Below are 20,873 nucleotides of genomic sequence, written 5' to 3'. Positions count from 1 at the left end.
TCAGCACGAGGCGCCGCCCGCGACCGGGCCTCCGTCCGCCGGGGGCCGGTTCCCGTCGTCCTCCGGCGGCCGGTCGAGCAGGCCTCCCTCACGCGAGAAGCGGGGCAGGAACAGGGCCAGGGCCGGATCCCCGTACAGCGCCACGTACAGCTGGACGAGCCACCCGTCCGTCACCTCGCGCCGGTGGGCCGGCAGCGGATACCGCTCCCGCAGGCCCGCGAGGAGCCGCCGCGCCGCCCCCGTCGTGTCCGGCAGCCGCAGCAGCGCCAACGCCGCGACGGCGGGCGGCGCCCCGGCCGCGAGCGCCACGGCGAGGCCCGTCCCGGACGCCCCGGCCGCGTACGGCCCCACCAGGGCCGTCAGCGGTACGCAGCCCAGCAGCGCCCGGGCGGTCCACAGCCGCTCCGGCGGCCGCAGCAGCCCGGCCCCGCACAGCTCGCCGCGCAGCGCGTCCACGGCCCGCCGCGCCTCGGGGCGCTGCGCGAGGGTCCCCAGCGCGAGGGCCCGGCGCAGTGCCCGGTGCACTCCGAGCTGTACGGGGTCACGCGTGCGGCCCGGTCCGCCATTGGCCCGAATCGTATGTTTACGCCCCGCCGCGACCGCCCCGCGCTGGTGCAGCGCCACCAGGGCGACCGTGACGGCCGCCCGCCGGCCGCCCCGCAGCAGCGCGAGGGCCTGCGGCGGTGGCACGTCGACCGTCCCGCCCTCCGCGCTGCGTGTTCCGCCGCTTCTCAACAGCAGGGCGGCGAGCAGCAGTCCGCCCCAGGCCGCTCCGATGAACCACCACGTCCCCGTCGGCATGACGCCCACCCCCCGAGGGTGTTGTGCCCGGCGGAGCGTGATCGTCACGCGTGAATGGCCGATTTCGCATGCCGAGGAGTTGTGAGGCTCAGGCGCCGCCCGCCGTCAGTTCGTCCGCGGCGTCGTTGACCGGCTGCGGGGTGCCGGTCAGGTCGAGGACGAAGAGCGGGAGGCCGACCTCGGCGGCCCGCGAGCGGGCCTCCGGGGTGTAGCCCGCGAGCGAGAAGAAGACGCTCACGGCGGCCGTGCTGAGCCCGTTGAGCCAGAGGCACTCGACGGCCCGCAGCCCGGTGGGCCGGGTGCTCGGGTCGACCTGGGCGACCAGGCCGGGAGCGCGCAGGTCCACGCCGGACGCGGGGCGCTCCTCGGGCTGCACGACGTCCCTGAAGCCGAGCCAGCGCAGGTACCCGGCCGCCGCCGCGACCGCGTCCCGCGAGGTCCGGATCGTCACCGGCCGGAACGCCCCGCGCAGCGGAGCCGGACGGGGGGCCGTGGGCGGCAGCGGTACGCGCGCGGGGTACCGCTCGGCGAACGTACGGTGCCCCACCGGGCCGGTCGCGTCCGCACCACGCCCGGCGGGGCCGGTCTCGCCCGGGCCGCGCCCGACGGGACCAGTCGCGTCCGAGCCGCGCCCGGTGGGGCCGGTCGCGTCCGTACCGCGCCCGGTGGGGCCGGTCGCGTCCGCACCACGCCCGGCGGGGCCGGTCTCGCCCGGGCCGCGCCCGACGGGGCCGGTCTCGCCTGTGCCGCGCCCCGTCGGGCCGGCGAAGCCCCGGGCCTTCGGCCCCGGCCCGAACCATGGGGATCCGGCTTCCCCGGGCGCGGAGGGGACCCCACGGAGGGGCGCCTCGCCCCCGGCCCGCCCGTCGGCGGCGCTGTCGGCGCCGCCGGACGTGCCCCCGGTGGTCTCGGCGGCCCGTCTGCCGGTAGCGCTGTCGGCCCGCCCGCCGCGCGCCGTGCCGTCGGCGCCGGACGCACCCTCGGCGGCCCCGCGGGCCCGCCTGCCGGCGGCCCCACCGGCGTCGCCGGCCGCAGCACGGGCCGCCCCTCCAGAGGCACCCTCGGCCGTCCCGCCGGCCGTCCCGGTTCCGCCGGTTCCGGGAGCTCCCGTGCCGAACCCGTCCGGCCCGGGCCCGGCCGCCTCCGGGCCGTGGCCCGTACCGGCCCGGCCGGGGGCAGCCCCGCCTGTACCAGATCCGCCCGTATAGACCCCGCCCGTACCGGATCCGTCCGTAGGGACCCCGCCAGCGCCGGGAGCGCCCCTACCAGCCCTGCCGGCACCGGACCCGCCCGTACCGGACCCGCCCGTACCGGACCCGCCCGTACCGGACCCGCCCGCACGGCCCCCGTCCGCGCCGGGGCCGCCCCTGCCCCGTCCCCCCGCCGCTCGCGGGGGTCGCGAGCCGGGAGTCAGTGGCGACGGGGGCGCCCCCGGTTCCCGGCCCGGGGCGGAAAGGCCCCCCGTTCCGGCCACGCCGTCCGCCGTGCCGTTTGAACCGTCGGCGGCGGTTGCCCCCTCCGTCGGGTCCGGTTCCACCGGGCGTACGGGGACCCGCAGCACCGCCCCGCACGGGCAGCCCAGTTCCGGGTGCGGCCAGTCGTTCTCGTGGCCGCAGGCCCCGCAGCGGACGGTGACCCATTCGTCCGCCCAGTTCCGGTGCGTGATCGGCTCCGCGACCGCGCCCGCCAGGACCGGTGGCGCGACGGGGCTCCCGCACGCGCAGGGGAAGACGGGTGCCGCGTACGCCTGCGTGCGCAGGCATTCCGGACAGCGCACCGGTATCGACTCGCCCACAGCCCAACCCCCTGTCGTTCCGCCCCATCGTCCACCCATCCGACGGCCCGGGGGTGGGTGTTCGGCCACTTCCGTGATCCCGGCGGGCGGACTTCTCTTGACGGCCCTCCGGACCCCGACCTACATTGCTTCCGTATAGCAGAACAGCATTTCCGCATTACGGAAACAGGTGCCGGAGCCTCCCGAGACGAGGCGCCCGCCTGGATCCGCCCGGCCGAAGCAGGAGCACTCCCATGCCTCGTATGACCGCCGCCGCAGCGGCCGTTGAGATCCTCAAGCGCGAAGGCGTCACCCAGGCGTTCGGCGTCCCCGGCGCGGCGATCAACCCCTTCTACCGCGAGCTCAAGAACGTGGGCGGCGTCGGCCACACCCTCGCCCGCCACGTCGAGGGCGCGTCCCACATGGCCGAGGGCTACACCCGTGCCAAGGCCGGCAACATCGGCGTCTGCATCGGTACGTCCGGCCCCGCCGGCACCGACATGATCACCGGCCTGTACTCGGCCATCGCGGACTCCATCCCGATCCTCTGCATCACCGGCCAGGCTCCGGTCTCGAAGCTCCACAAGGAGGACTTCCAGGCCGTCGACATCGCCTCGATCGCCAAGCCGGTCACCAAGGCCGCGACGACCGTCCTGGAGGCCGCGCAGGTCCCCGGCGTCTTCCAGCAGGCCTTCCACCTGATGCGCTCCGGCCGCCCCGGCCCGGTCCTCATCGACCTGCCGATCGACGTCCAGCTGACCGAGATCGAGTTCGACCCGGAGACCTACGAGCCGCTGCCGGTCTACAAGCCGTCCGCGACCCGCGCCCAGGCCGAGAAGGCCCTGGGCTTCCTCCTGGAGTCCGAGCGCCCGCTGATCGTCGCCGGCGGCGGCATCATCAACGCCGACGCCTCCGACCTGCTCGTCGAGTTCGCCGAGCTGACCGACATCCCGGTCATCTCCACCCTCATGGGCTGGGGCACCATCCCGGACGACCACGAGCTGGCGGCCGGCATGGTCGGCGTCCAGACCGCGCACCGCTACGGCAACGCGACCTTCCTGGAGTCGGACTTCGTCCTGGGCATCGGCAACCGCTGGGCCAACCGCCACACCGGTTACAACATGGACGCCTACACCAAGGGCCGGAAGTTCGTCCACGTCGACATCGAGCCGACCCAGATCGGCAAGATCTTCGCCCCGGACTACGGAATCGCCTCCGACGCCAAGGTCGCCCTGGAGCTCTTCGTCGAGATCGCCAAGGAGTGGAAGGCCGCGGGCAAGCTCCCCGACTTCTCCGCCTGGGCCGCCTCCGCGCAGGAGCGCAAGGCCACCCTCCAGCGCCGCACGCACTTCGACAACATCCCGATCAAGCCGCAGCGCGTCTACGAGGAGATGAACAAGGCCTTCGGCCCGGAGACCCGCTACGTCACCACCATCGGTCTCTCCCAGATCGCGGCCGCGCAGTTCCTGCACGTCTACAAGCCGCGCCACTGGATCAACTGCGGCCAGGCCGGCCCGCTCGGCTGGACGATCCCGGCCGCCATCGGTGCCGCCACCGCCGACCCGGAGACCCCGGTCGTCGCGCTCTCCGGCGACTACGACTTCCAGTTCATGATCGAGGAGCTGGCGGTCGCCGCCCAGCACAAGGTCCCCTACGTCCACGTCCTCGTGAACAACGCCTACCTCGGTCTGATCCGCCAGGCGCAGGGCAACCTCGGCATCAACTTCGAGGTCAACCTCGAGTTCGAGAACATCAACACCCCGGAGATCGGCGTCTACGGCGTCGACCACGTCAAGGTCGCCGAGGGCCTGGGCGTCAAGGCCATCCGCGTCACCGACCCGGACAAGCTCGGCGAGGCCCTGGAAGAGGCCAAGAAGCTGGCCGTCGAGCACCAGGTCCCGGTCGTCGTCGAGGCGATCCTGGAGCGCATCACCAACATCGCCATGAGCAAGACGGTCGACATGAGCGACGTCACCGAGTTCGAGGAGCTGGCCACCGAGCCCGGCCACGCGCCGACCGCGATCAAGGCCCTCCAGGCCTGATCGTCCCCCTCGTCAGAGGGACCGACCCCCGCCCCGAGGAGCACCGGGGCGGGGGTCTCCCCGTGCGGCCACGAGGGCGGGCGGGAGCCTCAACCTGCCTGTGCCCGCACGAGCACCGCGCCCGCCTCCGTCCACTCGTACAGCACCGAGCGGCCCGCCCGCCCCCGCCGTACGAGTCCGGCGTCGAGCAGCACCTTCAGGTGGCGGCCGACCGAGCCGAGGCCCTGGCCGGTGAGCGCCACCAGCTGGCTGGTGGACAGCGGGGACTCGAGCCGTACGAGCACCCCGGCGCGGGCCGTCCCGAGCAGGGCCCCCAAGGCCTCCGGGACCGTCGGGCCCGCCGCGTCCGCCAGGACTCCCGCGCAGGCGTAGACGATCGCGTACCGCTCCGTCCCCTCCCAGGACACCCAGCCGGTCGCCGGCGTCACCGGCACGAACAGCAGACGCCCCCGGTCGACCGAACGCGGCGGATAGTCACGGGCGTTGACCTGGAGACGTCCGTCGCCGAGCCAGCGCATCTTCCCCGGGCGCAGCTCGTCGAGCGCCGCCGCCCAGCCGCCGCGGCTCAGCATGGCGGTCCGCGCCATCACGTCGGCCTCCAGGATCCGCCGCCGCCGCGCCCACTCCGGCCGTACCGTCTCCCGCCACACCCAGCCGAGCACGCCCGCGAGCCGCTCCGGCAGATCGCGCGCCGAGCGCAGCGGCTCCGGCACGGGGCCGCCGATCGACACCGCCAACTGGTCGACGGCATCGTAGGGTTCGGTGGCCCGGACCGCCTCGACCTCCTCCTCGAAGCTCCGCTCGCGGTCGCCCAGCGGGGTCGGGGTGAGGAAGTCCGCGTTCCAGGTGGGGCTGATCGCCGCCCGCACGAGCAGCGCGTCGAGCGGCTCGGCCGCGAGTCGCTCCCGGTACGCGGGCAGGTGCCGGCCGAGCCATGCCCGCTCGCCCGGGTGCGTGGGGACCGCCGCGTGCAGGGTTTTGAGCGAGGCGACCGTCTCGGCGAGCGGCGAGAGCAGGAACGAGCTCCCCGCCAAGGGGTCCGTGCCGATCCGCCACCAGCCCATGTTTCGCCTCCCCACGAAACAGTACCGGTGGTCCGCCGCCCTCTCCCAGACTCCCCGCATGCCCCGCTACCGCGCGCTCTTCCGCACGCCCGAATTCACCCCGCTCTTCCTCACCGGCGCCGCCCACACCGCCGCCCAGACCGTCGCCGGACTCGGTCTCGCCACGCTCGTCTTCCGCGCGACCGGGTCCCCGTTCCTCTCCGCCCTGGCCCTCTTCGGCCCCTCGCTCGCCCAGCTCCTCGGCGCGACCACCCTGCTCTCCGCCGCCGACCGGCTGCCGCCGCGCACCGCGCTCTGGGGCATCGCCCTCTTCTTCGCCCTGGGCACCGCCGTCCTGGCGATCCCCGCCCTGCCGACCTGGGCGGTCTTCGTGATCCTGCTCGCGGAGGGGCTCGCGGCCTCGCTGGGCGGCGGGGTCCGCCACGGGCTCCTGAACGAGATCCTCCCGCGCGAGGAGTACCTCCTCGGCCGCTCCGTGATGAACATGGCCGCCGGCGCCTGCCAGATCGGCGGCTTCGCCGCGGGAGGGCTCCTCGTCGCCCTGCTCTCGCCGCGCGGCACGGTCCTGGCCGGTGCCGGGCTCTACCTCGCCGCCGCCCTGACCGCCCGCCTCGGCCTCGGGGCGCGCCCGCCCCGGGCGGCCGGGCGGCCGTCGGTCGCCGAGACCTGGCGCACCAACGCACGGCTCTGGGCCGTGCCCGCCCGCCGCCGCGCCTACCTCGCGCTCTGGGTGCCGAACGGTCTCGTCGTCGGCTGCGAGTCCCTCTTCGTGCCGTACGCCCCCGAGCGCGCCGGGCTCCTCTTCGCCTGCGGCGCGTTCGGGATGCTGGTCGGTGACACCGCCGTCGGCCGCTTCCTGCCGGCGCGGCTGCGCGGCAGGATCCGCTTCCCGCTCCAGGCGCTGCTCGCGGCCCCGTTCCTGCTGTTCGCCCTCGATCCGGGGCTTCCCCTCGCGCTCGTCCTCGTGACCGTGTCGGCGGTCGGGTACGGGGCGAGCCTGCTGCACCAGGAGCGGCTCATGACGCTGGTGCCGGAGGAGCTGAGCGGTCACGCCCTCGGGCTGCACACCTCGGGGATGCTGGCGCTCCAGGGGGTGAGCGCGGCGCTGGCCGGCACCCTCGCCCAGTACACGTCGCCGCGCGCGGGGATGGTGCTGCTCGCCCTCGCCTCGCTCACCGTGACGTTCGTGCTCGCCCGGGCGGAGGGGAGGGACGAGGCCGGCGAGGTGCCGCTCGGCTGCGACCCGGTCGGCGTGCGCTGACTTCCGTACCCGCGGAAAAAGAAGAAGAGCGCGGAACCAGGGACCGTAAACCTGGTTCCGCGCTCTCCCGTTGGTGACCGCCCGGCGGCACGAGGCTGGCGCGACAGGACGTTCGCGTCGCCGGGCGGAGTCTCGGGGCCCCTCGGAAGGGGGCTTTCATCCCCTCGGAAAGGGGGCGTTGGGACCGCGGCGGTGCCGACGGGCGCCGTGGCGGTTCCCCTTCCTTCAGGTCAAGAAGGGGGCCCGGCGTCCTGACCACCGCACTGGCTCGGAGCCGCCGCGGTCCTCACGCTTGTCCGGTCCGCCGACCACCCCTCATCCGGGCCGGCGATCCGGACCGCGTACTGCACTGACCTCCCGTCAGATGCCGTACGCAGTCTGGGTGTTGCTGTGCGGTCAGTCCTCGCGCAGGGCGCGGACCGCCTCGGCCACGCGCTTGCCGTAGTCCGCGTCGGCGGCGGCGAAGTGCGCGAGGTTCTTCTCGATGACGTCCTCGCGGGACACCTGGGACAGACCGCCGGCGATGTTGGCGACCAGACGCTTCTTCTCGTCCTCGGACATCAGGCGGTAGAGCTCGCCGGCCTGGAAGAAGTCGTCGTCCTTGGTGTGCTGCGGCGCCTCGTGCGTGCCGGTCCAGCCGTGGATCGCGAGCGGCGCGGAGAGCGCGGCGTCGGTCTGGGCCGGGCCCTGGTACGAGTTGGGCTCGTAGTTCTTGTCGTGGCGCGAGCCGTTGCGGGTGGCCATGAGGCCGTCGCGGCCGTAGTTCTCGGCCACGGTCGCCTTGGGGGCGTTCACCGGGAGCTGGGTGTGGTTCACGCCGAGGCGGTAGCGGTGGGCGTCCGCGTAGGCGAAGAGGCGGCCCTGGAGCATCTTGTCCGGCGAGGGGCCGATGCCCGGGACGAAGTTGTTCGGGGAGAACGCTGCCTGCTCGACCTCGGCGAAGACGTTGTCCGGGTTGCGGTCGAGGACCAGGCGGCCCACGCGCTGCAGCGGGTAGTCGGCGTGCGGCCACACCTTGGTGAGGTCGAACGGGTTGAAGCGGTAGTCCGCGGCCTCGGCGGCCGGCATGATCTGGACGTACAGGGTCCAGGAGGGGTTCACACCGCGCTCGATGGCCTGGAGCAGGTCGGTCTGGTGCGAGTTGGCGTCCTTGCCGACGAGCTCGGCGGCCTGCTCGGCGGAGAGGGAGCGGATGCCCTGGTTCGTCTTGAAGTGGTACTTGACGAAGAAGGCCTCGCCCGCCTCGTTGGTCCACTGGTAGGTGTGCGAGCCGTAGCCGTTCATGTGGCGGTACGAGGCCGGGATGCCGCGGTCGCCCATGAGCCAGGTGATCTGGTGGGTGGCCTCGGGGGCGTGCGCCCAGAAGTCCCAGACGTTGTCCGGCTCCTGACGGCCCGTGAAGGGGTCGCGCTTCTGCGAGTGGATGAAGTCGGGGAACTTGATCGGGTCCTTGATGAAGAACACCGGGGTGTTGTTGCCGACGAGGTCGTAGTTGCCCTCTTCGGTGTAGAACTTCAGGGCGAAGCCGCGGGGGTCGCGGACCGCGTCCGCGCCGCCGAGCGAGTCGGCCACGGTGGAGAAGCGGATGAAGGTCTCGGTCCGCTTGCCGACCTCGCCGAGGAAGTTCGCCTTGGTGTACGCGGTGACGTCGTCGGTCACCTCGAAGTAGCCGTACGCGCCGGAGCCGCGGGCGTGCACCACGCGCTCCGGGATCCGCTCACGGTTGAAGCGCGCGAGCTTCTCCAGCAGGTGCTGGTCCTGGAGGAGGAGAGGGCCACCGACGCCGGCGGTGGCGGAGTTCTGGTTGTCGGCGACGGGGGCGCCGGACTCGGTCGTAAGCACGCGCTTCGACATCGTGACCTTCCGTACGGGAGCTCTGCTGACGGTGCGAGGAGCGTAAATTCGGCTTGAACGTACCGTCAACAGTTTGTTGAAAATGAAGTGTGGTGTTCCGGTCGGCGGCGACGCCTGGGCGCGACAGGACAGGTTGTCAGCGCCGCCGCCGACCGGAAATCAGGGGCCCCGGGAAGGGGCTGGGGCCTGGCCCGGAAGACAGGCCCCAGGGATCAGACCTGCTGGCCGGAGAGGCGCTCGACGGCGCGCAGCAGGGCCGAGTGGTCCAGGCCGCCGTCACCCTGCGCGCGGAGCGAGGCGACGAGCTGGGCGACGACCGCGCCGACCGGGAGGGCCGCACCGACGTTGCGGGCGGCGTCGGTGACGATGCCCATGTCCTTGTGGTGCAGGTCGATCCGGAAGCCGGGCTTGAAGTCCCGGTTCAGGAAGTTGTCCTTCTTGCGGGTCAGCACGGTCGAGCCGGCCAGACCGCCGTTGAGGACGTCGAGGGCGGCGTTCAGGTCCACGCCCGACTTCTCCAGGAAGACCACGGCCTCGGCGCACGCCTGGATGTTGACGGCGACGATCAGCTGGTTGGCGGCCTTCACCGTCTGGCCGGAGCCGTGCGGGCCGCAGAGCACGATGGTCTTGCCGAGGGCCTCCAGGATCGGGAGGGCCTCGTCGAAGTCGGCCCGCTCGCCGCCGACCATGATCGAGAGCACGGCCTCGATGGCGCCGGCCTCGCCGCCGGAGACGGGCGCGTCGATGACGCGGATGCCCTTCTCCTTGGCGTTCTTCGCCAGGTCGACCGAGGTCTGCGGGGTGATCGAGGACATGTCCACGATCAGCGCGCCCTGCTTGGCGTTCTCCAGGATGCCGTCGGGGCCGTAGGCGATGGCCTCGACCTGCGGGGAGGCGGGCACCATCGTGATGATGACGTCGGCGTCCTTGACGGCCTCGGCGATCGAGCCGGCTGCGGTGCCGCCGGCGGCGGACAGGCGCTCCAGCTTGTCCTGCTCCAGGGTGAAGCCGGTGACGGAGTAGCCGGCCTTGATCAGGTTCTCGGACATGGGGGAGCCCATGATGCCGAGGCCGATCCACGCGATCTTGGGAAGAGTGCTCATGGTGAGGGTGCCTCTCAAAACAAGGTGATACGGGGAGGGGGCCTGCGTCAGCGGGCCGGGCGGGCCTCGGCGGGCAGCCACTCGAAGGAAGCGGCGGCGTCGGCGGCCTTGTACTCCAGGCCGACCCAGCCGTCGTAACCGGCCTTCTTCAGCTCGTCGAGGAGCTGCTCGAGCGGCAGGTCGCCGGTGCCCGGCGCGCCACGGCCCGGGTTGTCCGCGATCTGGACGTGGCCGGTCTTGGCCGCGTACTCCGCGATGACCTGGCTGACGTCCTCGCCGTTCATCGACAGGTGGTAGACGTCGAGGAGGAACTTGGCGTTGCCGAGGCCGGTGGCCGCGTTCACCTTGTCGATGACCTCGATCGCGGCGGGGGCGCTCACCAGCGGGTAGAGCGGCGACTCCGGCTTGTTGAGGGTCTCGACGAGGAGGATCGCACCGATGCGGTCGGCCGCGCGGGCGGCCAGCACCAGGTTCTCCAGGGCGAGGGTGTCCTGGATCTGCGGGTCCACGCCTTCGACGCGGTTGCCGTAGAGGGCGTTGAGCGCCTTGCAGCCGACCGAGGCGGCGAAGTCGGCGGCCACCTCGATGTTGGCGCGGAAGCGGTCCGACTCTTCCCCGGGCACGGAGAGGGCTCCGCGGTCCGGGCCGGGGAGCTGCCCGGCGTAGAAGTTCAGGCCCACCAGCTGGGTGCCGGCGTCCTCAAGAGCCTTCTTGAGGGCGTCGAGCTCGCTCTGCTCGGGGGTGGCGGTGTCGATCCAGGGCCACCACAGCTCGACCGCGGTGAAGCCCGCCGCGGCGGCGGCCGCGGGGCGCTCCAGGAGCGGGAGTTCCGTGAAGAGGATCGACAGGTTCACATCGAAGCGCTGGTCCGTGTATCCCATGAGGGGCGGCGCTCCTTCCGTATTGCGGAAGTAAGTTTCTGTCTGACGGAATGTTGCAAGGCGGGCGCCGCACTTGTCAAGGGGTCCCCGCAGGTCCGGGGCTCCCGCGCGGCCGGGTGGGGCCGTAGCGTGGGGCCATGGAGCGTTTGAGAGTGGAGTTCACGACCGAGCCGTTCGACCTCGACGAGGCGCCGGCGCACGCGGTCGTGGCTCGTGAGGTCATCCAGTCGGCCGAGCTGGACGCGGTGGACGTAGGTCCCTTCGGCAACACGGCGGAAGGCGACGCCGACGCGGTGCTCACCGCCGTCGACGCCCTGCTGCGCGAGTCGCTCGCGGCCGGCGCCACGCGCGTCTCGCTCCAGGTGAACGTGATCGGGGAGGGCGGCAAGTGAGCGAGCACCCCTTGGTCGCGGCGGTGAAGCCCCTGGTCGACGCCATGGGCGCCGAGCTGCTCGTCCCCGCGCAGGCGGAGGGCGACGACGTCGTCCTGTCCTGGGAGGGCGAGGACGTCCTCGCCGTGCGCCTGCCCCAGCTTTCGGACTCCCTGGACCACATCCTCGCGGCGATGGAACGGCGGCACGGGATGCCGCTGGCCGAACTGGACCGCAAGGCGAAGCAGGAGGTCGTCCGGATCCTGGAGGCGCGCGGTGCCTTCTCGGTGCGCCATGGGGTGGAGACGGTGGCGGGCGCGCTCGGCGTCAGCCGTTTCACGGTGTACAACTACCTGAACCGGGAGACCGCCCTGAACAGGGAAAAGGCCGCCAAGGCCGAGTAGTTGATCATGTGTGGCCGGGAGCCGTCGTCCAGATGTCGGGACGACGGCTTTTGTGTGGCCGAGTTTTCAACAAAGTGTTGACGTTGTGTTGCGGAGGGCGTTAGCTATCCGCAGCCCGTCCGACGCACAGCGAAAAACAGCCACGGAGGCTTCCCGTGACTTCAGGTACGACACCGGGCCTCACCCGGTTCAACACCTCCTCGGACAGCGAGGCCGTCGCCGCGCTCCACGAGGTGTGTTCCAGTTCGGCGTGGGGGAGCAAGGTCCTCGCCCAGCGCCCGTACTCCACCGCCGAAGCCCTCTTCCTCGCCAGCGACGCCGCCATGGCCGAGCTGACCGCCGAGGATCTGGCCGAGGCGATGGCGGGGCACCCGCCGATCGGTCGTCCGAAGGCAGGGGACCCGACCTCCTCCCGCGAGCAGAGCGGGATGGCCGGCGCCTCCGCGGAGCTCAAGGCCGAGATGCTCGAACTGAACCTGGCCTATCAGGAGAAGTTCGGTCATGTCTTCCTCATCTGCGCCACCGGCAGGACCGGCGAGCAGATGCGCGACGCGGTCCGGGAGCGGATCGGGAACTCGCCCGAGACGGAGCGGGAGATCGTCCGCACCGAACTGGGCAAGATCAACCGCATCCGGCTGACCCGTCTCGTGGAGACCACCGAGAACCCCGAGACCTCCGAGACCTCCGAGGAAGAGAGCTCCGCATGAGCACCGACACCACCGCCTCGGTGTCCACGCACATCCTGGACACCAGCATCGGCCGCCCGGCCGAGGGCGTGGCCATCACGCTCGCGGCCCGCAGCGGCTCCGACGCGCAGTGGGTCACGCTCGGCGGCTCCGCCACCGACGCGGACGGGCGCTGCAAGGACCTGCCGGCGCTGCCGGAAGAAACCACCCACGTGCGTCTCGACTTCGAGACCGAGACGTACTTCGCCAAGAAGCAAGCCGAGGCGCAGCAGGACGCCCCCCGCGTAAGGGACAGCGGTGCGTTCTTCCCGGAGGTGGCGATCACGTTCGCCGTCAAGCCGGGCGAGCACTACCACGTACCGCTGCTGCTCAACCCGTTCGGCTACTCCGTTTACCGAGGGAGCTAGCAGACATGCCCACGATTCTCGGCCAGAACCAGTACGGCAAAGCAGAGAACCGCGTCGTCAAGATCACGCGGGACGGCGCCACCCACCACATCAAGGACCTGAACGTCTCCGTCGCCCTCTCCGGCGACCTCGACGACGTCCACCTCACCGGCTCCAACGCCCACTGCCTCCCCACCGACACGACGAAGAACACCGTCTTCGCGTTCGCCAAGGAGTACGGCATCGAGTCCGCCGAGCAGTTCGGCATCCACCTCGCCCGCCACTTCGTGACGAGCCAGGAGCCGATCAAGAAGGCGCGCATCCGGATCGAGGAGTACGCCTGGGAGCGCATCGCCTCCTCCGACGCCAACTCCAAGTTCATCGGCGCCGACGAGGTCAACCACTCCTTCGCCCGCAAGGGCCAGGAGACCCGCGTCTCGCAGATCACCTACGACGGCGAGAAGTGGGAGGTCATCTCCGGCCTCAAGGACCTCGTCGTCATGAACTCCACCAACTCGGAGTTCTGGGGCTACATCAAGGACCAGTACACGACGCTCCAGGAGGCGTACGACCGCATCCTGGCCACCCAGGTGTCCGGTCGCTGGCGGTTCAACTGGACCGACGACGACCAGCGCATGCCCAACTGGGAGCGGTCCTACGAGCAGACCAGGAAGCACATGCTCGAGGCCTTCTCGGAGACGTACTCGTACTCCCTCCAGCAGACGCTGTACCAGATGGCCACGCGCATCATCAACCACCGCTCGGAGATCGACGAAGTCCGCTTCTCGCTCCCGAACAAGCACCACTTCCTGGTGGACCTCGAGCCCTTCGGCCTGAAGAACGACAACGAGGTCTACTACGCCGCCGACCGCATGTACGGCCTCATCGAGGCCACCGTCCTCCGCGACGGAGCCACGGCGCAGATCCCGGTCGACATGACCAACCTCTAAGCGGCATCCGCGTCACCGGCCCCGCCCGCCCGCAGTCGGGCGGGGCCGGTGAACCGGACCGGAGGGAACAACAATGGCTCAGCCTGCAAAGGGGCCGGCGAACGCCGAAGGCCCGTGTTCCACCCTTCCGTCCACCACCGCCTCGGCGTCGGTCGAGTGCCACCCGGTGGACGAGAAGCTCCCCGCCTCGCGGCTCGTCCCCGCGGCACTCCAGCACATCGCCGCCATGTACGCCGGCGTCGTCACCCCTCCGCTCATCATCGGCCAGGCCGTCGGCCTGGACGCCGCAGGAATGACACGGCTCATCGCGGCCAGCCTGCTCATCGCCGGCTGCGCGACCATCCTGCAGACCCTCGGCCTCGGACGCTTCGCCGGCAACCGGCTCCCGTTCGTCAACGCCGCCTCGTCCGCCGGCATCGCCCCGATGCTCGCCATCGCCGAGACCAGCGCCACCGGACACCAACTCCCCGCCATCTACGGCGCGGTGATGGTCGCCGGAGTCTTCTGCCTCGCCGTCGGACCCTTCTTCGGCAGGCTGCTGCGCTTCTTCCCGCCGCTCGTCACCGGCGTCGTGATCACCCTCATCGGGGTCACCCTCATGCCCGTGCCCGTCGGCTGGGCCCAGGGCGGCGACAAGACCGCCGACGACTTCGGCTCCATGAAGTACCTGGCGCTCGCCGCCTTCACGCTCGTCGTCATCCTGCTCTTCCAGCGCTTCGGCAAGGGCTTCGTCAAGCAGATCGCCCTGCTGCTCGGACTCCTCATCGGCACCCTCGCCGCGATCCCCTTCGGCATGGCCGACTTCAGCGCCCTGCGCGAGGCTCCCGTCGCGGCCCTGCCCGCCCCCTTCGCCTTCGGCGCCCCCGAGTTCCAGCCCGCCGCGATCCTCTCCCTGTGCATCGTGATGCTGGTCCTCATGACCGAGTCCAGCGCCGGCATGCTCGCCCTCGGCGAGATCTGCGAGCGCCGCAGCGACGGGAAGACCATCACCCGCGGCCTGCGCACCGACGGCATCGCCACCCTGCTCGGCCCCGTCTTCGGCGGCTTCCCGACCTCCGCCTTCGCGCAGAACGTCGGCGTCGTCTCGCTGACCCGGGTCCGCTCCCGGTACGTGGTCGCCGTCGCCGGCGGCGCCCTCCTCGTCCTCGGCGCCTTCCCCGTCCTCGGCGCGGTCGTCTCCATGGTCCCGATGCCCGTCCTCGGCGGCGCCGGCATCGTCCTCTTCGGCTCGATCGCGGTCAGCGGCATCCGTACCCTGTCCGAGGCCGGACTCGACGACAGCTCCAACATCATCCTGGTGGCCGTCGCGCTCGGAGCGGGCATCATCCCGCTCGCCGCGCCCACCTTCTACGCCGGCTTCCCCGCCTGGGCGCAGACGGTGCTCGGCTCCGGCATCAGCGCGGGCGCGCTCGTGGCCGTCCTGCTGAACCTTTTCTTCCACCATCTCGGCACCCGGAGCCGTCACACCGCTCCGGCACTCAAATCCTCCTAGGGTCCTGCCGTGCCCGAACCATCCCCGAGGAATGAAGGAAGCACCGCCATGGCAGCACCTTCGGCAGCCCAGCGCATCGTCATCGAGAACGCGGCGATCGCGACCGTGGACGCGAACGACACCGAGTACGCCTCCGGGTACCTCGTCGTCGCCGACAACAAGATCGAGTCCATCGGCGCCGGCAAGGCGCCCGAGGGCCTGGAGAACGTGGTCCGCCGGATCGACGCCACCGGTCATCTGGTGACGCCCGGTCTGGTCAACACCCACCACCACTTCTACCAGTGGATCACCCGGGGCCTGGCCACCGACCACAACCTCTTCGACTGGCTGGTCGCGCTCTACCCGACGTGGTCCCGGATCGACGAGTCGATGGTCCGCGTCGCCGCGCAGGGCTCCCTGGCGATGATGGCCCGCGGCGGTGTCACCACGGCCATGGACCACCACTACGTCTACCCGCAGGGCTCCGGCGACCTGTCCGGCGCCATCATCGGCGCCGCCTCCGACATGGGCGTCCGCTTCACCCTGGCCCGCGGCTCCATGGACCGCAGCGAGAAGGACGGCGGCCTGCCGCCGGACTTCGCCGTCGAGACCACCGAGGGCGCGCTCGCCGCGACCGAGGAGACGGTGCGGAAGTACCACGACGCCTCCTTCGACGCGATGACCCAGGTCGCCGTCGCCCCCTGCTCGCCCTTCTCCATCTCCACCGAGCTGCTCCGCGAGGGCGCCGCGCTCGGCCGCCGCCTCGGCGTGCGCATGCACACCCACGGCTCGGAGACCGTGGAGGAGGAGAAGTTCTGCCACGAGCTCTTCGGCATGGGCCCGACGGACTACTTCGAGTCGACCGGCTTCCTCGGCGAGGACGTGTGGATGGCGCACTGCGTCCACATGAACGACTCCGACATCGAGGCCTTCGCCCGCACCAAGACCGGTGTGGCGCACTGCCCGTCCTCCAACGCGCGCCTCGCCGCCGGCATCGCCCGCGTACCGGACATGCTCAAGGCGGGCGTCCCCGTCGGCCTCGGCGTCGACGGCACGGCCTCCAACGAGTCCGGCGAGCTCCACACCGAGCTGCGCAACGCGCTCCTCATCAACCGCCTCGGCGCCCACCGCGAGGCCGCGCTCAACGCCCGCCAGGCCCTGCGCCTCGGCACCTACGGCGGCGCCCAGGTCCTCGGCCGCGCCGACAACATCGGCTCGCTGGAGGCCGGCAAGCTCGCCGACTTCGTCCTCTGGAAGATCGACGGCCTCGGCCACTCCTCGATCGCCGACCCGGTCACCGCCATCGTCTTCGGCGCGGCGGCCCCGGTCACCGCCTCCTTCGTCAACGGCAAGCAGATCGTCGAGAACAACCGACTCCTGTTCGCCGACGAGGAGCAGATCGCGCGCGACGCGCGCGCGGAGGCGCAGCGCCTGGCCCGGATCACGGCCCAGAGCTGACCCTCCCCATGGAGTCCGACCGAGGGGGACGGCCCTCGGCCGGTCGCCGCGGACCCGAGCGGGGTCCGCGGCAGCCCGACCGGGTGGTGCCGTACGCACAAGTCGTACGGCACCACCCGGGACGGTGAAGCGTGCCCGCACCCCCACACCGGGCACCCGTCCCCGCACCGCACCCCTCCGCGGTACCGCTCCACCCCGCAACGAGCCGCACCTCCTGCACTTCGCACCGCATCGCACCACCTCCCTGAACCCCTCGTCGCCGCCGACGTGTAACCGACCGGAGGAACCGCCGTGGCCGCCAAGCCCCAGGTTCGCAATGCACCAGACGCAGGCTCCGCCCCCGAAGACCGCGAGAAGCATCCGGTCGACGAGACGTTGCCCCCACTCAAGATGCTCACCAGCGGCCTCCAGCACGTCGCCGCCATGTACGCGGGCGTCGTCGCCCCGCCCCTGATCGTCGGAGCGGCCGTCGGCCTCTCCGGCACCGAGCTCACCTTCCTCACCGGAGCCAGCCTCTTCACCGCCGGCCTCGCCACCTTCCTGCAGACGCTCGGCGTCTGGAAGATCGGCGCCCGGCTGCCGTTCGTCAACGGCGTCACCTTCGCCGGTGTCGCGCCGATGCTGGCGATCGTCGACACCACAGAGAACAAGGCCGACGCGCTTCCCGTGATCTTCGGCGCGATCATCGTCGCCGGACTCCTCGGCTTCGCCGCCGCCCCCTTCTTCTCCCGGCTCGTGCGGTTCTTCCCGCCGGTCGTCACCGGCACCGTGATCACCCTCATCGGTGTCTCCCTCCTCCCGGTCGCGTTCGGCTGGGCCCAGGGGCCCAACCCCAAGGCCGAGGACTACGGCTCGACCACCTACCTCTCGCTCGCCGGCATCACGCTCGTCGTGGTCCTGCTGCTGCGCCGCTTCACCCGCGGCTTCCTCAAGCAGGTCGCGGTCCTGGTCGGCCTCGTCCTCGGCACGCTCATCGCCATACCCTTCGGGGTCACCGACTTCAGCCCGGTGAAGGAGGCCGACATCGTCGGCTTCCCGAGCCCCTTCCACTTCGGCGCCCCGCAGTTCGCCCTCGCCGCGATCATCTCCATGTGCGTGGTCATGCTCGTCTCCATGACCGAGTCGACCGCCGACATGCTGGCGCTCGGCGAGATCGTCGAGCGGCCCGCCGACGAGAAGACCATCGCGGCCGGACTGCGCGCCGACACCCTCGGCTCCGCGCTCAGCCCGCTCTTCAACGGCTTCATGTGCAGCGCCTTCGCACAGAACATCGGCCTGGTCGCCATGACCAGGATCCGCAGCCGCTTCGTCGTCGCCTGCGGCGGTGGCTTCCTGGTCCTCATGGGGCTCTCGCCGGTCGCCGCGTCGCTCATCTCGGTCGTGCCCCGGCCGGTCCTCGGCGGCGCGGGCGTCGTCCTCTTCGGCTCGGTCGCCGCCAGCGGCATCCAGACCCTGGTCAAGGCCGGCCTGGAGAAGGACAACAACGTGCTGATCGTGGCCGTGTCGCTGGCCGTCGGCATCATCCCGATCACGAAGCCGGATTTCTACCACGCCTTCCCGGAGACCGCGCAGATCATCCTGGACTCCGGCATCTCGACCGGCTGCGTGGCCGCCGTCCTCCTCAACGTGGTCTTCAACCACCTGGGCCGGGGCCGCGACGCCGACGAGGTGACCGCGCCCATGGAGCCCGGCGAGGAGATCTCCGGCAGCCACACCGCGAAGGCGGCGCACGCCCACTGAACCCGCTCCTCGTCCCACTGCCCGCCCCGGTCCCCGCGCACGCCGCGGGGCCCGGGGCCGTGGTGCTGGTCAACCCCAACACCTCCACCGCCACGACCGCGATGATGACCGCCATCGCCCGGCGCGCCCTCGGCCCCGCCCGACCCGTCCGGGGCGTGACCGTCGCCCGGGGCCCGCGCATGCTCACCGACCCGGAGGCCCTGCGGGCCGCCGCGCCCGAGGTCCTCGCCGCGGGCCTCCGCGCCACGGCCGAGGGCGACTGCGCCGCCCTCCTCGTCGCCGCCTTCGGAGACCCGGGCCTCGCGCGGCTGCGCGAGGCGGCCGCCCCGGCCGGGGTCCCGGTGGTCGGCCTCGGCGAGGCGGCGCTCCTGGAAGCGGCCGCCGAAGGAACGCCCTTCGGGATCGCCACCACCACCCCGCTCCTCGCCGACGCCATCCACGCGCGCGTGACCGCCCTCGGCCTCGCCGACCGGTACACCGGCCTCCGGCTCACCGCCGGCGCCCCCGAGCGCCTCTCCGCCGACCCGGTGCTCCTCCTCGACCGGCTTGAACGCGCCGTCCGCGCCTGCGCCGAACGAGACGGGGCCCGCGCCGTCGTCATCGGCGGCGGACCGCTCGGCGAGGCCGCCGAGGAGCTCCACGCCCGCTGCGCGGTCCGCGTCGTGGCCCCGGTCCCGGCGGCCTGCCGCGCGATCACCCGCCTGCTGACGGCCCGAAGGCCGACGGGCTGACGGGCCGCGGGCGGACACACCCCGCTCACCGCTCCACCGCGATCCGCCGCCGGCACTCACCGGCCAGCGAGGGGTAGGCGGCGGCGATCGCCTCGTACAACCGCCGCCTCAGCAGCCGCTCCGCCTCGCCGCGCCCGATCTCGCCGTACAGACCGTCGAGCAGCGACTCGTACCGCGACAGGGCGTGCCGCAGATAGCTCACCTGCCACCGCACGAGCGCCCCGGAAGGCGCGGGCACGGGCGCGGGTGCAGATCCGGACGCGGGCGCGGGCGCGGGTGCGGATCCAGATGGGGGCGCGGATGCGGATGCGGATCCGGTCCCGGGTGCGGATCCACGCCCGGGACCGGGTGCCGCCGCCCCGGCCGATGACCCCTCCCGCCGTGGCCCGGGACTTCGCGCCCCCAGCAGATGCCGGTGCCGCACGGCCCGCCGCTCCAGCTCGGGCCGGGGCAGCAGGGGCACCTCGATCGGCTCCGCGCGGATCGCGGCCAGGACGGCGGCCCGCCGCCGCTCCGCGTGGATCCCGGTGGCCGAGGCCCGGGCCCGGCAGAGCGCGGCCGTCTCGGCGAACTCGGGCGTCCGCTCCACCGCCTCCACCCGGGCCAGCAGATAGAGCCGCACGGGCGCGAGGGACCAGCGACGGGGATCGCGCCCCTGCACATCCGGCGTGCCGAGCAGGTCCCGCACCATGGCGTCGGTCCAGCCGCGCCGGCGCACTCCGGCGAGCGTCACATAGGTCGTACGGTCCGTCATGATTCCCCCTGGGTCGACTACGGAGCGTAACGATTCCAGTGAAGCGCACCCCACTGACAACGCCCCCCTTGCCGACCCGGCGCGGACTGTGCGATATAGGTCTGGACCTTTTCGACGGACGGAGGCCGGCCCGTGCAACGACCGCTCGCCGCAAGCCTGTCGACCGCCCTGGCGCTCACCGCGGCCCTCGCCCTCTCCGCCTGCTCCACCGTCGCCGCCCCCGCGCCGAAGGACACCCGGGCACCCACCGTCCCCGCCGGAGTCACCGCCACCGCGGGCAGCGCGAGCACCGTCCACGTCATGTGGAGCGCGGCCACCGACGACCGCGCCGTCGTCGGATACGCCGTCTACCGCGACGGCCGCAAGGTCAAGGACCTCCCCGCCACCACCCTGATGACCGACGTCGTCGGCCTCGCCCCCGCCACCCGTCACCGCTTCACCGTCCGCGCCCGCGACGCCGCCGGCAACGTCTCGCCCCCCAGCGCCGGCGTCACGGCCACCACCCTTCCCGCTGCCCCCGAGGACCGCACGCCGCCCACCACCCCGACCGCCCTCCACGTCACCGCCGACGGCAGCCGCGCCGCCACCCTGCGCTGGTCGCCGGCCCGCGACGACACCAGGGTCACCGCGTACGACGTCTACCAGGCCGACACCCGCGTCCACACCGTCCCCGGCACCGCCACCACCGCCCACCTCACCGGCCTGCGCCCCGGCACCGCCTACGCGTTCACCGTCCGCGCCCGCGACGCCGCCGAGAACTCCTCCCCGGACAGCGCCCCGGCCGACCTCACCACCGCCCCCTCCCCGGGCGCCCCGCCGAACACCGCCCCCAGGGACCTCACCGCGACGGCCGCCGGGGGCGAGATCACCCTCACCTGGACCCCACCGGAGACGGGCGCCCCCGTCACCCACCACGAACTCCACCTCGACGGCCGCTTCGCCACCACCATCATCTGGGGCACCACCCCGCCCCCGGGCCGCGCCACCTACACCTTCCTGGTCCAGGACCCCCCGGGCACCCGCCACACCGTCACCCTCCGCGCCCGGCTCCCGGACGGCACCTGGGGCGACTTCTCGGCGCCGAGGACCGTGGTGGTCCGCTGAACTCCCGGATCTTGGCCGGAATCGCGCCCTTTCGCGCA

19 protein-coding genes are annotated in these 20,873 nt (G+C 72.4%); 12 read left to right on the top strand and 7 right to left on the bottom strand.

Annotated elements, in window-relative coordinates; genetic code table 11:
- Nucleotides 1-801 (bottom strand): TIGR04222 domain-containing membrane protein, encoded by an 801-nt coding sequence (locus BLW86_RS08040; RefSeq protein WP_093878562.1) that lies wholly within the window; start codon nucleotides 799-801, stop codon nucleotides 1-3.
- Nucleotides 802-889: 88 nt separating this feature from the next.
- The gene (locus BLW86_RS08035) at nucleotides 890-1,348 is read right to left on the bottom strand and encodes a hypothetical protein (RefSeq protein ID WP_371129460.1); all 459 of its coding nucleotides are present in this window, start codon (nucleotides 1,346-1,348) and stop codon (nucleotides 890-892) included.
- Nucleotides 1,349-2,838: 1,490 nt separating this feature from the next.
- Here BLW86_RS08035 and gcl point away from each other — a divergent pair.
- Nucleotides 2,839-4,617 carry a glyoxylate carboligase gene (gene gcl / locus BLW86_RS08025; RefSeq protein WP_093873377.1) on the top strand — a complete coding sequence of 593 codons (1,779 nt, stop codon included), beginning with the start codon at nucleotides 2,839-2,841 and terminating at the stop codon, nucleotides 4,615-4,617.
- Nucleotides 4,618-4,706: 89 nt separating this feature from the next.
- Here gcl and BLW86_RS08020 read toward each other — a convergent pair whose 3' ends face one another.
- Nucleotides 4,707-5,681, bottom strand: a complete 975-nt coding sequence (locus tag BLW86_RS08020) for an ArsR/SmtB family transcription factor (RefSeq protein WP_093873376.1) — start codon at nucleotides 5,679-5,681, stop codon at nucleotides 4,707-4,709.
- 58 nt (nucleotides 5,682-5,739) lie between these two features.
- Between BLW86_RS08020 and BLW86_RS08015 the strand changes: the two genes are divergently transcribed.
- Nucleotides 5,740-6,942, top strand: coding sequence for an MFS transporter (locus tag BLW86_RS08015; protein ID WP_093878561.1), 1,203 nt, complete (start codon nucleotides 5,740-5,742; stop codon nucleotides 6,940-6,942).
- A gap of 396 nt (nucleotides 6,943-7,338) precedes the next feature.
- Here BLW86_RS08015 and BLW86_RS08010 read toward each other — a convergent pair whose 3' ends face one another.
- The 3 genes from BLW86_RS08010 to BLW86_RS08000 all read right to left on the bottom strand — a co-directional run bounded on the left by BLW86_RS08010 (nucleotide 7,339) and on the right by BLW86_RS08000 (nucleotide 10,780).
- Nucleotides 7,339-8,796, bottom strand: coding sequence for a catalase (locus BLW86_RS08010; RefSeq protein ID WP_093873375.1), 1,458 nt, complete (start codon nucleotides 8,794-8,796; stop codon nucleotides 7,339-7,341).
- A gap of 212 nt (nucleotides 8,797-9,008) precedes the next feature.
- On the bottom strand, nucleotides 9,009-9,899 hold the full coding sequence (locus BLW86_RS08005) for a 2-hydroxy-3-oxopropionate reductase (RefSeq protein WP_093873374.1): 891 nt from the start codon (nucleotides 9,897-9,899) through the stop codon (nucleotides 9,009-9,011).
- 47 nt (nucleotides 9,900-9,946) lie between these two features.
- On the bottom strand, nucleotides 9,947-10,780 hold the full coding sequence (locus BLW86_RS08000; protein ID WP_093873373.1) for a TIM barrel protein: 834 nt from the start codon (nucleotides 10,778-10,780) through the stop codon (nucleotides 9,947-9,949).
- 137 nt (nucleotides 10,781-10,917) lie between these two features.
- On the opposite strand from BLW86_RS08000, the gene BLW86_RS07995 reads away from it, so the two are divergent.
- From BLW86_RS07995 to BLW86_RS07955, 9 genes are all read left to right on the top strand, one after another.
- Nucleotides 10,918-11,172: a thiamine-binding protein gene (locus BLW86_RS07995; protein WP_030691434.1), complete on the top strand. Its 255-nt coding sequence runs from the start codon at nucleotides 10,918-10,920 to the stop codon at nucleotides 11,170-11,172.
- A 44-nt stretch (nucleotides 11,173-11,216) separates the two neighbouring features.
- Nucleotides 11,217-11,555 (top strand): helix-turn-helix domain-containing protein, encoded by a 339-nt coding sequence (locus BLW86_RS07990; RefSeq protein WP_093878560.1) that lies wholly within the window; start codon nucleotides 11,217-11,219, stop codon nucleotides 11,553-11,555.
- A gap of 155 nt (nucleotides 11,556-11,710) precedes the next feature.
- On the top strand, nucleotides 11,711-12,262 hold the full coding sequence (gene uraD / locus BLW86_RS07985; RefSeq protein WP_093873372.1) for a 2-oxo-4-hydroxy-4-carboxy-5-ureidoimidazoline decarboxylase: 552 nt from the start codon (nucleotides 11,711-11,713) through the stop codon (nucleotides 12,260-12,262).
- Nucleotides 12,259-12,648: a hydroxyisourate hydrolase gene (gene uraH / locus BLW86_RS07980; RefSeq protein WP_017236881.1), complete on the top strand. Its 390-nt coding sequence runs from the start codon at nucleotides 12,259-12,261 to the stop codon at nucleotides 12,646-12,648. Before uraD ends, uraH begins: the two co-directional genes overlap by 4 nt.
- 5 nt (nucleotides 12,649-12,653) lie before the next feature.
- Nucleotides 12,654-13,577, top strand: a complete 924-nt coding sequence (gene pucL / locus BLW86_RS07975) for a factor-independent urate hydroxylase (RefSeq protein WP_093873371.1) — start codon at nucleotides 12,654-12,656, stop codon at nucleotides 13,575-13,577.
- A gap of 73 nt (nucleotides 13,578-13,650) precedes the next feature.
- Nucleotides 13,651-15,069, top strand: a complete 1,419-nt coding sequence (locus BLW86_RS07970; protein WP_093873370.1) for a nucleobase:cation symporter-2 family protein — start codon at nucleotides 13,651-13,653, stop codon at nucleotides 15,067-15,069.
- A gap of 48 nt (nucleotides 15,070-15,117) precedes the next feature.
- Nucleotides 15,118-16,506, top strand: coding sequence for an 8-oxoguanine deaminase (locus BLW86_RS07965; protein WP_093873369.1), 1,389 nt, complete (start codon nucleotides 15,118-15,120; stop codon nucleotides 16,504-16,506).
- A 291-nt stretch (nucleotides 16,507-16,797) separates the two neighbouring features.
- Nucleotides 16,798-18,246, top strand: a complete 1,449-nt coding sequence (locus BLW86_RS07960) for a nucleobase:cation symporter-2 family protein (protein ID WP_177181599.1) — start codon at nucleotides 16,798-16,800, stop codon at nucleotides 18,244-18,246.
- 59 nt (nucleotides 18,247-18,305) lie between these two features.
- Entirely contained in the window at nucleotides 18,306-18,977 is a 672-nt protein-coding gene (locus BLW86_RS07955; protein WP_093873367.1) for an aspartate/glutamate racemase family protein, read from the top strand.
- A gap of 25 nt (nucleotides 18,978-19,002) precedes the next feature.
- Here BLW86_RS07955 and BLW86_RS07950 read toward each other — a convergent pair whose 3' ends face one another.
- Nucleotides 19,003-19,731: a hypothetical protein gene (locus BLW86_RS07950; protein WP_093873366.1), complete on the bottom strand. Its 729-nt coding sequence runs from the start codon at nucleotides 19,729-19,731 to the stop codon at nucleotides 19,003-19,005.
- A gap of 132 nt (nucleotides 19,732-19,863) precedes the next feature.
- Here BLW86_RS07950 and BLW86_RS07945 point away from each other — a divergent pair, with 132 nt between their 5' ends.
- A complete protein-coding gene (locus tag BLW86_RS07945; protein WP_093873365.1) occupies nucleotides 19,864-20,835 on the top strand; it encodes a fibronectin type III domain-containing protein in 972 nt (323 codons plus the stop codon).
- The last annotated feature ends 38 nt before the right edge of the window (nucleotides 20,836-20,873 follow it).

Origin of the sequence: Streptomyces sp. TLI_105 (genome assembly GCF_900105415.1) — a bacterium.
GTDB lineage: Bacteria > Actinomycetota > Actinomycetes > Streptomycetales > Streptomycetaceae > Streptomyces.
This window is presented reverse-complemented; position numbering and strand designations above follow the sequence as displayed.